At 46.2% G+C, this 12,612-nt stretch carries 14 protein-coding genes; 10 read left to right on the forward strand and 4 right to left on the reverse strand.

Annotation, left to right across the window (positions count from 1 at the left end):
• Positions 1–136: DUF1365 family protein (locus tag VIM91_RS01700; RefSeq protein ID WP_331863145.1), on the reverse strand; the 136-nt coding region annotated here is incomplete at its 3' end.
• A 1-nt stretch (position 137) separates the two neighbouring features.
• Positions 138–1,418: an NAD(P)/FAD-dependent oxidoreductase gene (locus tag VIM91_RS01705; RefSeq protein WP_331863089.1), complete on the reverse strand. Its 1,281-nt coding sequence runs from the start codon at positions 1,416–1,418 to the stop codon at positions 138–140.
• Positions 1,419–1,488: 70 nt separating this feature from the next.
• Here VIM91_RS01705 and VIM91_RS01710 point away from each other — a divergent pair, with 70 nt between their 5' ends.
• Genes VIM91_RS01710 through VIM91_RS01720 form a run of 3 tightly spaced genes read left to right on the forward strand, consistent with a single transcriptional unit; the run spans position 1,489 to position 3,967 of the window.
• Positions 1,489–2,265: an SDR family NAD(P)-dependent oxidoreductase gene (locus VIM91_RS01710; RefSeq protein WP_331863090.1), complete on the forward strand. Its 777-nt coding sequence runs from the start codon at positions 1,489–1,491 to the stop codon at positions 2,263–2,265.
• 2 nt (positions 2,266–2,267) lie between these two features.
• The gene (locus VIM91_RS01715) at positions 2,268–2,702 is read left to right on the forward strand and encodes a nuclear transport factor 2 family protein (protein WP_331863091.1); all 435 of its coding nucleotides are present in this window, start codon (positions 2,268–2,270) and stop codon (positions 2,700–2,702) included.
• A gap of 5 nt (positions 2,703–2,707) precedes the next feature.
• Complete coding sequence (locus VIM91_RS01720) at positions 2,708–3,967, forward strand: MFS transporter (RefSeq protein ID WP_331863092.1); 1,260 nt, start codon at positions 2,708–2,710, stop codon at positions 3,965–3,967.
• A 28-nt stretch (positions 3,968–3,995) separates the two neighbouring features.
• Here VIM91_RS01720 and VIM91_RS01725 read toward each other — a convergent pair whose 3' ends face one another.
• Positions 3,996–4,787 (reverse strand): iron chelate uptake ABC transporter family permease subunit, encoded by a 792-nt coding sequence (locus VIM91_RS01725; protein ID WP_331863093.1) that lies wholly within the window; start codon positions 4,785–4,787, stop codon positions 3,996–3,998.
• A gap of 6 nt (positions 4,788–4,793) precedes the next feature.
• Positions 4,794–5,555, reverse strand: a complete 762-nt coding sequence (locus tag VIM91_RS01730) for a metal ABC transporter ATP-binding protein (RefSeq protein ID WP_331863094.1) — start codon at positions 5,553–5,555, stop codon at positions 4,794–4,796.
• A 30-nt stretch (positions 5,556–5,585) separates the two neighbouring features.
• Between VIM91_RS01730 and VIM91_RS01735 the strand changes: the two genes are divergently transcribed.
• From VIM91_RS01735 to VIM91_RS01765, 7 genes are all read left to right on the forward strand, one after another.
• A complete protein-coding gene (locus tag VIM91_RS01735) occupies positions 5,586–6,521 on the forward strand; it encodes a zinc ABC transporter substrate-binding protein (protein WP_331863095.1) in 936 nt (311 codons plus the stop codon).
• Positions 6,509–7,198 carry a hypothetical protein gene (locus tag VIM91_RS01740; RefSeq protein ID WP_331863096.1) on the forward strand — a complete coding sequence of 230 codons (690 nt, stop codon included), beginning with the start codon at positions 6,509–6,511 and terminating at the stop codon, positions 7,196–7,198. The genes VIM91_RS01735 and VIM91_RS01740 overlap by 13 nt, the downstream gene beginning before the upstream one ends.
• Before the next feature lie 57 nt (positions 7,199–7,255).
• Positions 7,256–8,746 carry a Fe-S cluster assembly protein SufB gene (gene sufB / locus VIM91_RS01745; RefSeq protein WP_331863097.1) on the forward strand — a complete coding sequence of 497 codons (1,491 nt, stop codon included), beginning with the start codon at positions 7,256–7,258 and terminating at the stop codon, positions 8,744–8,746.
• Between the two features lie 95 nt (positions 8,747–8,841).
• The gene (sufC, locus tag VIM91_RS01750) at positions 8,842–9,600 is read left to right on the forward strand and encodes a Fe-S cluster assembly ATPase SufC (RefSeq protein ID WP_331863098.1); all 759 of its coding nucleotides are present in this window, start codon (positions 8,842–8,844) and stop codon (positions 9,598–9,600) included.
• Positions 9,566–10,897: a Fe-S cluster assembly protein SufD gene (sufD, locus tag VIM91_RS01755; protein WP_331863099.1), complete on the forward strand. Its 1,332-nt coding sequence runs from the start codon at positions 9,566–9,568 to the stop codon at positions 10,895–10,897. Before sufC ends, sufD begins: the two co-directional genes overlap by 35 nt.
• A 90-nt stretch (positions 10,898–10,987) precedes the next feature.
• A complete protein-coding gene (locus tag VIM91_RS01760; RefSeq protein ID WP_331863100.1) occupies positions 10,988–12,205 on the forward strand; it encodes a cysteine desulfurase in 1,218 nt (405 codons plus the stop codon).
• Between the two features lie 28 nt (positions 12,206–12,233).
• Positions 12,234–12,569, forward strand: a complete 336-nt coding sequence (locus VIM91_RS01765) for a hypothetical protein (RefSeq protein WP_331863101.1) — start codon at positions 12,234–12,236, stop codon at positions 12,567–12,569.
• Positions 12,570–12,612 lie beyond the last annotated feature (43 nt).

Consider the following 12,612-nt stretch of genomic DNA (forward strand, 5'->3'; position numbering starts at 1 on the left):
GCCAACGCAATTTAGACGACTCTTGTTGGATTTGATCAATGTCGACTTTGATGCTGGTAGTGGTGTATTGAAAGTAATACGCCACCGGCTGCATGCGTTTATGCATGACTTGACCAACATACAGATTTGACGCCATCTTAATACTCCCAGGGTAAAGCAATTTGCCAACGTTTAGCTAAAGCGACCGAACTAGCTAAGCCGTCCTCATGAAATCCATAACCACAATAAGCGCCCACAAACCAACAGTTTTTGTGGCCTTGAAGCGCGCCCAATTCAGTTTGAGCCTGCATGGCGGCGCGATCAAATACGGGGTGTTCATAGTCAATTTTTTGAATCACGCATTCGGCTTTTGGCTCAACAATTGGATTGAGGGTGACAAACACATCGGTTTGAATGCCCAGCGGTTGCAATTTGTTCATCCAATAACTCACTGCGACCGCTTGTTTAGCTTGGCGGTCTTGCCCACTTAAATAGTTCCACGAAGCCCAAGCCGAACGAATACGCGGCATTTGCTCAACATCGGTATGCAACCAGGCCTGGTTGGGCTGGTATTTAAAGTTTTTTAATAGATCAAATCCCTGGTCTTTTAATAAGGCGTAAGACTGATCAGCATGGCAAGCAAATACAACTTGATCGAACTGATGAGATTCGCCATCTGCACTTACGATCCGCACGCCTGGTTTGCTGGATGAAGTAAAGACGTTTGTGATGCCTTGTTGAATAACCTCAAATGGCTTCAGCGCCAAAATTTTATTTAAATATTGGTGTGCGCCATTTTTTACTGTGCGCCACTGCGGGCGATCATTTACGTTCAACAAACCGTGATTGGCGAAGAACTGTAAAAAGCTTTGCGCCGGAAACTGCAACATAGTGTCGGTTGGGCAAGACCAAATGGCCGCCGCCATGGGCAGCAAATAATCGCGCTGCATGGTTTGATTAAAATTATTTTGGGTTAAATACTCACCCAAACTTAAATCCGGGTTGAGGCCACGACTTAAATCGATTTTCGCTAATTTGTTAAAACGCAGAATGTCTTTAATCATGCGCCAATGACGAAGTGAAAGTAGGTTTTTACGTTGGGCAAATAAGGTGTTGAGATTATTACCGGCATATTCCAATCGACCTTGATCAATCGAGACCGCAAAACTCATGTCGGTGGGGTAGGTGTCCACCTTCAAATGTTTGAACATGGCTTTAAGAAGCGGGTAGTTGGGCTCGTTGTAAACAATAAATCCAGTGTCGATCGTGGTGCTTTCACCATTAACGATGGTTTCGATCGAATTAGTATGGCCGCCGAGCTTGGTGTTTTTTTCAAACAAGGTTACCTCGTGGTGCTGGCTTAAAAACCAAGCCGCACTGATGCCACTGATGCCACTGCCAATCACCGCCACCTTATATTTTTTACTGTGTTCAAACATTTGCTTTATCCGTGGTTAGTTTGTTATATTATATTTATACATAAATTGTACACTTGTACAAGGGGGCGAGATGAAAAAAACCACACAAAATCTAAGAATCTGGATAGTAGGCGGATCACAAGGCATCGGTCTAGAATTAGTAAAAATTTGGTTGGCACAAGGTCATAGTGTGATTGCCTCCGCACGTAATGCGGAAGATTCAGCCGATTTAGCCGACTTAAAACAGCGCTTCACAAAGTTGAGCTGTTTAAATCTGGATGTAACCGATGCGGCTGATTGTCAAGCTAAGAGCCACCAGGCCTGGTCGTTACATAATGGTTTGGATATGTGGTTTTATAATGTCGGGGCTTACCAACCTATGCGAATCAAAGAGTGGGATTGGGAAAGTTTTAAGTTTATGAACCAAGCAAACTATTTGGGCGCGGTCTCTTTGATGCTGGCGTTACAACCTTTGTTCTCCAAACAGGGCGCCGGGCGTTGGGTTTGGAATGCCAGCTTGGCGTCTTATTTTGGCTTACCTTATGGTGGTGGTTATTCTGCACCCAAAGCGGCGCTGGTGAATTTGGCTGAGTCCTTGCAGCCTGAGTTGGCCGAAGCGGATATTCAATTACAAATTATTAATCACGGATTTGTTAAGACACGTCTGACCGCAAAAAATACCTTTGAGATGCCAGGCCTGGTCGAGCCAAAACAAGCCGCTTACCTTATTAATAAAGGGTTACAAAAATCAAGTGGCTTTGAAATCCGCTTTCCGTTCGGTTTGCGTGCTATGCTCAGCTTGCTCAAGGTTCTGCCTTATCGTTGGTCTTTGGGCTTGACTAAAAAAATGCTCAACAAGGAAACCTAATTATGTCGATTCAAACCGTATTAAAACGTTACCAAGCCTTATTTGAAAATCTCACGCCAGATAGCGTGAAACAAGAGTTTGCAGCGGTGTTTGATCCGCAGGTTTACTTTAAAGACCCGTTTAACGAAGTGCGTGGTCTGGCGGATTTGCAACAAATTTTTGCTCATATGTTTCGAAGCTTGCATGAACCTGAGTTTCGAATTCACCAGTTGGCGGGGGCGGATAAAACCGGCTATTTAGAATGGCGCTTTTATTTCAAGCTGAAACCCAAAGGTGAAACGCAGCAAATTAACGGCATGAGCAAAATTCTGATTAACGAGCAAGATAAAGTCATCGTGCACATGGATTATTGGGATTCAGGTGAATACGTTTATCAAAAAGTGCCAGTTTTGGGCGCGCTAGTTAAACTCGTTGCTAAGCGCTTAAAGGCTCGCTGACTCGCATGAAAACCACCCAACCAGCGTCCTCCATAGCGCAACCTCTGCTTTATGGTTTGCCATCCTGGCCCTTAGCGATGCTGGGCATTCCGCTTTATATTTATCTGCCGACCTATTATTACCAGCTAGGTGTTGAAATGGCGTTGGTGGGTTTGATGTTGTTGTTGGCGCGCGTAACAGATGTACTGACCGATCTCCTAATTGGCTGGTGGCGTGATCGGCTGACTTCAGCTGGGCGTTATGGTCTGATGGCGTCAGGTTGGGCGTTATTGTTATTGAGTTTGTGGCAATTGCTCTTGCCCAATCAGCCCGGAGCTTTGCATTTGTTTGTTTGGGCGTTATTGGTTTATTTGGCCTGGACTTTAATTATGATTCCATATCAAGCGTTAAGTGCCGAAGTAACCCCCGATCACCATTATAAAACCCAGTTTACTGCCAGTCGTGAAGCCTTTGCTATTTTGGGCGTGGTGACGGTGTTATTGTTACCGTTTTTTTTGAGTGATGCGCAAGATACTCAACGCCTGTTTCAAATACTTTATCCGCTGGTTGCACTGAGCCTAACACTGGGCTTGGGGTTGATGATGTGGCGATTAAAATTGGCCGTCCAAGCGCCCAACTATTCAAAGCGCCCAGCTAAACAAGACCACCAGGCCTGGTGGTTGATTTGGCGCGACCGGCACAGCCGGCAATTACTTCCAGCTTATTTCATTAACAGTCTAGCGAATGCTTTGCCAGCGACCCTGTTTCTTTTATTTGTGCAATATTATCTTGATCTCACCCCCCAAACGGGCATTTTATTAATGAGTTTCTTTTTAGCTGGCGTATTGGCGTTGCCTTTTTGGGTGGCTTTATCGAAACGTTTGGGCAAATACACCGCTTGGCGTGGCTCGATCATATTAGCTTGCCTGAGTTTTGCCTGGGTATTTACGCTTGAGTCGGGTGATTTTAGCGCCTTTTTGATTATTAGTTTTTTGTCAGGCTTAAGTCTTGGGGCAGATGTAGCCTTGCCATCTTCGATTCAAGCCGATATCGCGCAAAATCTAAGTCAAACTAATGGCTCGATCAGCGGGTTGTTGTTTGGGATTTGGGGCATGTTAACCAAGTTGGCACTGGCCTTAGCGGTCGGCTTGGCCTTTCCATTGCTGGACTGGATGGGCTGGGATCAAAAAACCACAGCCAGTTTTACCACGCTGGTCTGGCTCTATGCCGGTGTGCCAATTGGCTTAAAACTGCTTGTGCTCTATTGGCTCAGAAACGCGAAATAGATCAGCTGGCATCAAGCACCAGGCCTGGTTAGGCTTTTTTGGGTTTCAGTAGCAGCACGAGAAATAAAGCCATGGCACTGACCACTATGGCGGGGCCGGATGGTAAATCTAGATAGTAGGATAAGATTAAGCCGGTGGCAACACTGAAGCTGGCGGTAAAAAAGGTATAACCCAACATTTGTTCGGGTGTGTTGGCTAAACGGCGCGCGGTGGCAGCGGGCAGAATCAGCAGTGAGGTAATGAGTAGAATGCCGACGATTTTCATCGCGACGGCAATCACTAGCGCGAGCAATAGGGTCATTTGCAATTGTAGGGCTTTAACTTTTATACCTTCAACTTGCGCCAGTTCGGTGTTGAGAGTCAGGTTGAGCAGGTCGTGCCAGTTGCGGTAAAAAAACATTAATAGCAACAGACCTAATCCGAGCATCCAATAAAGATCTTCGCGGTGGACGCTCAGAATATCGCCAAATAAATAACCCATAATATCGAGTTGGATATTGTCTTGTAGGCTGATTACCACCAAGCCGAGCGCTAAGCTGCCGTGTGCGAGTATACCGAGTAGGGTGTCGGTAGCCAGCAAGGCACTTTGACGCAATTGATGCAAACTAATTACGATCAAAAATGAGATGAGTAAGATCGCGAGGGTTAGGTGGATTTGTAAAATCAGCCCCAAGCCAATCCCTAATAAAGCCGAATGCGCGAGCGTTTCACCAAAGTAAGCTTGACGTTGCCAGACCACAAATACGCCCAGCGGCGCGGCTAACCAAGCCGCTAACAAACCGGCGGAAAGCGCATAAAGCATAAAAGGGTCTAGCGTCATAAAAAATTATCCGTGTTTACAGTGGTCGTGGTGATGTTGATAAAGTGCGTGCTCAGGCAAATCTGTACCAAACTGGGCGATAAAGCTGGGGTGATCGCGCAGGCTTTGCACGGTGCCAGAACAGCATACGTGCTGGTTTAGGCAAATCACTTCGTCGGTGTGTTTCATCACCAAGTGCAGGTCGTGGCTGATCATTAATACGCCGCATTGACGTTTTTGTTGTTGTTCGTGAATCAGTTGATAAATCTGACTTTGACTTTGCAAATCGATGCCTTGCACCGGCTCATCCAGCACCAATAAATCGGGATTACGAATCAGCGCACGCGCCAATAAAACGCGTTGCATTTCGCCACCAGATAAGGATTGCACCGCTTGGTTTAGGTGGCTGGCAATCTGGAGTTCTTGTGCGATGGTTTCGATCTGTGTGGTATTATGTTCTGCCTTTTTTAAGCCCAGTTGTAAAAAGCGTTTGACGGTTAAGGGCAGGGTCGGATCGATTTGAATTTTTTGCGGCATAAAGCCAATCACCAGATTTTGATGGTGTGTCACCTGGCCTTGGGTGGGTTTAAGAATCTTCAACAGAATCTTAACCAGCGTGGATTTACCTGCGCCATTGGGGCCAATTAGGGTAATGATTTGATTTCGGTGAATTTGAAAGTCAATATCTTGCAATACCTGATTCTCACCAAAACGATGCTGAATTTGATGGGCACTGATTAATAAATCGGTTGTTAAATTGGCCGAAGCACTAGTTTGGTTTGGGTTCATAGCGACTATTTTACAGGGAGACGCAGACAAATGCGAAACGGGATGCGGATTTTTATACTAAGTTTGGCATGGTTGGCAAGTGGCCAAGCTTTGGCTTTGAAGGTGGTTGTGTCGATTCCGCCTTTGGGCGCGATGGTGATGCCTTTATTGGATGAGGATGACGAATTGCATGTGTTGCTCAGTCCGGGCGCCTCGCCGCATGGTTTTCAGCTCAAACCTAGCCATATGCGTCAAATTCAAGAGGCGGATATTGTGGTGTCGGTCGGCACCGGAATTGACGCTTGGTTAGCGCGTGCGTTGCGCAATTATGACGGCACTCAAGTGGTGATGCGTCAACTACCAGGCCTGGTGCTTTTGCCCAAACGCGATGGTGGGGTTTGGCAAGAATCAGAGGGTGACCACGCACATGAGCACGACCATGCTCACGCTGAGAATGATGCGAAACCGCTTGAGGAAACTCGAACCGATGGGCATATTTGGTTAAGTTATCAAAATGCAGGTTTATTAATTCAAGAGTTTAGCCAGCAATTCCAAGCCTTGCAGCCTTTACAACAAGGCGCAATTGTGGCACGAGAACAGGCTACACTAGCCAGTTTAGAAGAAGCCCACCAGGCCTGGCAGTTAAAAATTGAGCCTCTTCAAAGCCAACATTTTGTGGTGATGCACGATGCCTATCAATATTTTGAGCAGAGTTTTGGCTTACAAGCTTTAGGCACAATTCATGTGAACCCGGAAGTGCCACCTAGCATGCGAGCGGTGCAAGATTTACGTCAATTGATACGTGACCGCAAGGTGACCTGTATTTTTAAAGAACCGCAGTTTCCTGAAGCGCGTTTAAGGCCGGTTTTGCAAGGCTTAGGTGTGTCGATCGGCAGCCTCGATCCGCTTGGTTTTGAAGGAAAACTTCAGCCTTTTGAAGCTTTTTACGATCAGCTAGTGAGCGACTTTAGCGCATGCTTTCAGTAAATAAATCGGTTTGTTTGCTCGGCTGGCCTGGATCGGGTAAGAGTCGCTTGTTAGCGGCTTTGCATAATCATCAATCATTGAATTTGAGAGAGGCACCAGGCCTGGTGTTTGATGTATCCGATCATGAGCAGGCTTGGGTGGTTATTGATGCGCGCAGTCCGATTGACAACCAAGTCGAACTAACGCAATTGTTGCTCGCGGGTGATGCGTTGGTGTTGATGTTTTGGCACGAAGTCGGGCTTGATCACCAGGCCTGGTGGTTGGCTCAGTTGAAACAAATTGCACCAAACAAACCCTTCGCAACCTGTCAGTATGACAACTTAAGCGAGGCTCGAATTCAAGCCTTGCTGGCGGCCCCAAAGACTGCTGTCCAATCTGGCTGGCCTGAACTCGACAGTTTTGAGTTTCGCTTGCCCAAAGTCGTGTTAGAGCATGTGATGTTTGTGTTAGATACCGCGAAACAAAACCTAGGGGTCGAGCTTTGGCGAGTTCAGGCGGTGTTAGATACGCAAGAGTATATAAATGCGGTGGCATTAGAAGGCACGAGATTGCGCTGGGACACCTTTGGTGCCGACCCGTCACCTGAGCAAATCGGCCAAATTCGTATTTTAGGACGAGGTCTAAACGCCACCGAATTGTCTGCCTGGTTGCAAGCTTGTCATGCGCCTGCAGGCTAGACTTTTAATGAATAACCAACTAAAATAGTAAGAATTGTTTTAACAAGTGAATTTTCGATGACGCAGACCACTCAATACCAAGAAATCAATGATATTTTGCAAAAAAACCAACACTATAAAGAAGGTTTTTTTACCAAAACGGCCGTGGAAACCTTTGCGAAAGGTTTAAATGAATCCGTCGTGCGTGCGATTTCGGCTAAAAAAAATGAGCCTCAGTGGATGTTGGATTTCCGCTTAAAAGCCTTTAAGCATTGGCAAACCATGCCAGAGCCGCATTGGGCAAAAGCTGAGTATGAACCAATCGATTATCAGGATTATAGCTACTATTCTGCTCCCGAATGCGGCAGTTGTTCTGAGTCTTGTGATAAGGCGTTGGATGGCAAAGATCATAGTCAGGCTAATCGCATCGATCCAGAAGTCGCGAAAGCGTTTGCATCACTTGGGGTGCCGATTAATGATGATGGCGAAGCCAATATCGCGGTGGATGCGATTTTCGATTCGGTGTCGATTTCAACCACCAAACGCGATGACTTGGCTAAATTAGGCATTATTTTTTGCTCCTTCTCAGAAGCCGTGCATGATTATCCTGAATTAGTTCAACAGTATATTGGTACGGTAGTGCCGCATCACGATAACTTCTTCGCCGCCTTAAATTCAGCGGTCGCGTCGGACGGGACGTTTGTATATGTGCCGCCAGGGGTGCGTTGCCCGATTGATTTGTCGACTTACTTCCGTATCAACGAAGCCAAAACCGGCCAGTTTGAACGCACAATTTTAATTGCCGACAAAGGCAGTTATGTGAGTTATCTGGAAGGTTGTTCGGCGCCAGTTCGTGACACCTATCAGTTACATGCGGCGGTGGTGGAAGTGATTGTGCATGAAGATGCCGAAGTAAAATATTCCACTGTGCAAAACTGGTATCCGGGCGATGACGACTGCCAAGGTGGGATTTTGAATTTTGTAACCAAGCGCGGAATTTGTGAAGGCAAAAACTCTAAACTGTCTTGGACGCAAGCTGAAACCGGTTCGGCGATTACTTGGAAATACCCAAGCTGTATCTTAAAAGGTGATAACTCAATTGGTGAGTTCTATTCGGTGGCCTTAACCAATCGCCGTCAACAGGCCGATACCGGCACAAAAATGATCCATATTGGTAAAAACACCAGCAGTACCATTATTTCCAAAGGCTTATCTGCAGGTCACAGTGATAATACCTATCGTGGCCTAGTGAAGATTCTACCTTCGGCCGAAGGGGCGCGTAACTTTACCCAGTGTGACTCGATGCTAATTGGCGACCAATGTGGTGCGCATACTTTCCCGTACATTGAGGTAGAAAACCCAACCGCCCAAGTTGAGCATGAAGCCACCACTTCTCGCATTGGTGAAGATCAGCTGTTTTATTGTCAGCAGCGTGGTATTAGCGAGCAAGATGCCATTTCCATGATCGTAAATGGCTTCTGTAAAGAAGTATTTAAAGAGTTGCCTCTAGAGTTCGCGCAAGAAGCTGAAGAGCTATTGGCGATTAGTTTGGAAGGCTCGGTCGGCTAATTTAATTCAGTTCAAGCGATTGGTTTTGTTGAAATATAAAGTCATTCGCTGAACCAATACATCCACTTTTTAACGCAAAAGCAAAGACGAAGACTATGTTATTAAACATTAATAATCTAAAAGCCCAGGTCGAAGAGAAATCGATTTTAAAGGGTATTAATTTGCAAGTGAACCCGGGTGAAGTGCACGCTATTATGGGGCCGAACGGCTCGGGAAAAAGCACCTTGTCGAGCGTTTTGGCCGGTCGTGAAGAATACGAAGTGACTGAAGGTCAGGTTGAGTACGACAATGAAGACCTGCTTGAGATGGACGCGGAAGAGCGCGCACGTAAAGGGGTCTTTTTAGCGTTTCAATACCCGGTTGAAATTCCTGGGGTTTCCAATAAGTTATTTATGCAAACCGCGGTTAATGCGGTGCGTGAAGCTCGCGGTCAGCCTGCGCTTGATATGTTTGACTTTGAGCAATTGGCCGCCGAAAAAATGAAAAAATTGGAAATGTCACCAGTGATGCTTGAGCGCTCCGTTAACGTTGGCTTTTCAGGTGGCGAGAAAAAGCGTAACGACATTTTTCAAATGGCGATGCTAGAACCAAAGCTTTGTATTATGGACGAAACCGATTCCGGGCTCGATATTGATGCTTTGCGCATCGTGGCTGAGGGTGTAAACGCTTTGCGTGCGCCAGATCGTAGTTTTTTAATTGTGACCCACTACCAGCGATTGCTGGATTATATTAAGCCTGATCATGTGCACGTTTTATATAACGGCCAAATCATTAAATCGGGCGGGTTTGAGTTAGCACAAGAATTAGAGGAGAAGGGGTATGACCACCTTATCCAAGCCTATCAAGAAGCATAGTCCAGTCGCGCAAAGCGCTATGAATTTTTATCAGCAGCAGGCTGAGACGCTGATGGCGTCAGAGTCGGATTCTGCGTTGGTTGCTTTTCGTCAACAAGCTAGCCAACACTTTGCTGAACAGGGGTTTCCAACGCGTCGTGACGAAGATTGGAAATACACGCCGCTGAATGCGTTTTTACAAACTCATTATCAGCGTAGCGGTGTAGCGCAGGTTTCAGAAGCCGATATTAAATCGTTTTTACCGCCGTTTGAGGTAATGCATTTGGTGTTTGTGGACGGTTACTTTAGTGAACGTTTTTCAGACGATTTGAGTGTGTTGCCAGCGGGTCTGAGTATTGAGTCGGTTAAGGATGCGTTAGATTTCGAACAAGGTTATACCGCATTTTTGTCACATGAAATGGGGATAGAGAAAGAAGCGTTTGGTACCTTAAATTCGATGTTGTTTGATGATGGTGTGGTGATTCAACTTGAGCCGCACTGTGTGGTGGAGCGCCCGATTCTTTGCACCTATGTGCAAACCCAAAATGAACATGCGAATACCGTACGTAACCGAGTCACGCTAGCGCATGGTGCTCAATTGACGCTAGTGCAACAACATGTCAGCTTGAACGAAAAATTGAATGCGTTTGACAATGTGGTTACCGAAATTAATGTGGCCGAAAACGCTCAGTTAAACCAAGTGGTATTACAGTCACTTAATCCGTTGGCGATGTATTTTGGTTTGCAATTTGTCGATCAAGCTAAGAACTCGGTGTTTCGCACCCATTATATTGGCTTGGGCGCCAGTATTTCGCGTCATCAAAATGTATTGCGTATGGCGGATGAGCACATTGAATCTGAACAAAGCAGTGCCTGTTTTGCTAATGGTCAGCAAATTATGGATACGCGAACTCATACAGAGCACCAGGCCTGGTGGGGTACGAGTCGACAATTGCACAAGCTTGTGTTGGACGATGAGGCCGTAGGCGTATTTAACGGTATGATTAAAGTGGCTCGCGCCGCGCAGAAAACCGATGGCCAGATGGATAACAAAAACTTGCTGTTATCAAATAAAGCTAAGGTCGATAGTAAGCCACAACTGGAAATTTATGCAGACGACGTTAAGTGTTCTCATGGTTCGGCATCCGGTCAAATAAGCGATGAGCAGATTTTCTATCTGCGAGCCCGTGGCATTAATGCAGATGATGCACGTCGTTTGGTTACGCAAGCCTTCTTGTTGGAACCATTAGAATCGATTAGCTCGATGCCTATGCGCCATTGGTTAGCAGAAAAATTGATGCATAAACTCAACGCGTAATCCCTCCGATCCGCATTTATTCCCCTTGGTTTTCAATGGAAAGCTTGCAAGGGGAATGATGAATGATTTTAAGAACTTTCAAAGGTGAGTATGTTTGATCAGGCCGCGCTCAAAGCGCAATTTCCAATCTTGTCGCGCTCAGAAAATGGGCACCCTTTGGTTTATTTAGACAATGCGTCAACCAGCCAAAAACCGGTCAGTGTCATCGAAGCGATTAACCGTTATTATCGTGAGCAAAATGCGAATGTGCATCGCGGAGTTTATGGTTTAAGTGAACGTGGAACAGAGGCATTTGAGGCTGTCAGGGAGCAGGTGCGTGCTTTAGTGAATGCGCGCTCCTATAAAGAAGTCATTTTTGTTAGAGGCGCGACTGAGGCGATTAATTTAGTCGCTCAAAGTTGGGGGCGCGCAAACTTAAGTGCTGGGGATGAAGTGATTGTGTCGGAACTGGAACACCACTCCAACCTTGTACCTTGGCAAATGTTGCGTGACCAACTGAATATTAAGATTGTGAAGTGGCCGATTAACGATCAAGGTGAATTGTCGTTGGAAGCCTTGCCCGATTTAATCAATTCGCGCACCAAGTTGGTTGCCGTCACACATATGTCAAACGCGCTAGGCAGCATTAATCCAATTAAAGAAATCGTGAAATTGGCTCATCAATCAGGCGCCAAAGTACTGGTGGATGGTGCGCAGTCTATTTCGCACATGGCGATAGATGTGCAAGCTTTAGATTGCGATTTTTTTGTGTTTTCTGGTCATAAAATGTATGCCCCAACCGGTATTGGTGGGTTGGTCGCAAAACAAGATTTATTGGAAGCCATGCCGCCTTACCAAGGGGGTGGCGACATGATTTACTCGGTCACGTTTGACAAAACCGAATACAACGAACTGCCTTATAAATTTGAAGCTGGCACCCCGAATATTGCTGGCGTTATAGGGTTGGGTGCGGCGATTAAGTTTATACAGTCTTTAGGGTTTGAACAGATCGCACGTATTGAAGAGGACTTGTTGCACTATGCGACTAAGCGCTTAACTGAAATTGAAGGTTTGCGCATTATCGGCACCGCAAAAAACAAAGGTGCGGTGGTGTCGTTTGTGATTGATGGAGCGCATCCGCATGATTTAGCTACCTTATTAGATCAAGATGGGGTCGCGGTTCGGGCGAGTCATCATTGTGCCATGCCCGTGATGCAAAAGTTTGATGTGCCGGCCACCGTGCGAGCTTCATTTGGTGTTTATAATACGCATGAGGATATTGATCGTTTGGTCGATTCTGTGCATGAAGCCTTGGATATGTTACGCTAGCCCCAAACGAATTAAAGGGTTGAGGAACATGTCAAAAGCACCACTGGATTGGATTAAATTAGAATTGATGCCGTTACCTGGTGCCACGGGTCGTGAGGCCAAAGTGCTTTGGTGGAATCCGCAGGCTCGGATTGTTGAAGGTGAAGGTTGTGAAGAGGTGTTAGCCTTGGCTGAGGCGGCTGCCCAAGCTGGGAGCTTGCAAACTGGATCTGGTGGTTTAGTTGAAATTACCGACCCTTTGCATCAACCTTCCGAGTTGGCTGCGGTCTTGGCTCAGTATTATTGGGTTATACCGCAACCGGTAGCCGCGCCGGGTGATCAGGCACTTGGCGATTCAGAGAGTACACCAAGTCTGCTTAATTGATGTTAGAGCAGGTGTCATTGTTACTAAATTGACAATTTTGTTT

Origin of the sequence: Thiomicrospira sp. (assembly GCF_036568485.1) — a bacterium.
Classification (GTDB): Bacteria; Pseudomonadota; Gammaproteobacteria; order Thiomicrospirales; family Thiomicrospiraceae; genus Thiomicrospira.

Bases quoted from the DNA above. Each gene is read 5' to 3' on its own strand.
- VIM91_RS01705 (WP_331863089.1), bottom strand. From the start codon at position 1,418: ATGTTTGAACACAGTAAAAAATATAAGGTGGCGGTGATTGGCAGTGGC.
- VIM91_RS01710 (WP_331863090.1), top strand. From the start codon at position 1,489: ATGAAAAAAACCACACAAAATCTAAGAATCTGGATAGTAGGCGGATCA.
- VIM91_RS01715 (WP_331863091.1), top strand. From the start codon at position 2,268: ATGTCGATTCAAACCGTATTAAAACGTTACCAAGCCTTATTTGAAAAT.
- VIM91_RS01720 (WP_331863092.1), top strand. From the start codon at position 2,708: ATGAAAACCACCCAACCAGCGTCCTCCATAGCGCAACCTCTGCTTTAT.
- VIM91_RS01725 (WP_331863093.1), bottom strand. From the start codon at position 4,787: ATGACGCTAGACCCTTTTATGCTTTATGCGCTTTCCGCCGGTTTGTTA.
- VIM91_RS01730 (WP_331863094.1), bottom strand. From the start codon at position 5,555: ATGAACCCAAACCAAACTAGTGCTTCGGCCAATTTAACAACCGATTTA.
- VIM91_RS01735 (WP_331863095.1), top strand. From the start codon at position 5,586: ATGCGAAACGGGATGCGGATTTTTATACTAAGTTTGGCATGGTTGGCA.
- VIM91_RS01740 (WP_331863096.1), top strand. From the start codon at position 6,509: ATGCTTTCAGTAAATAAATCGGTTTGTTTGCTCGGCTGGCCTGGATCG.
- sufB (WP_331863097.1), top strand. From the start codon at position 7,256: ATGACGCAGACCACTCAATACCAAGAAATCAATGATATTTTGCAAAAA.
- sufC (WP_331863098.1), top strand. From the start codon at position 8,842: ATGTTATTAAACATTAATAATCTAAAAGCCCAGGTCGAAGAGAAATCG.
- sufD (WP_331863099.1), top strand. From the start codon at position 9,566: ATGACCACCTTATCCAAGCCTATCAAGAAGCATAGTCCAGTCGCGCAA.
- VIM91_RS01760 (WP_331863100.1), top strand. From the start codon at position 10,988: ATGTTTGATCAGGCCGCGCTCAAAGCGCAATTTCCAATCTTGTCGCGC.
- VIM91_RS01765 (WP_331863101.1), top strand. From the start codon at position 12,234: ATGTCAAAAGCACCACTGGATTGGATTAAATTAGAATTGATGCCGTTA.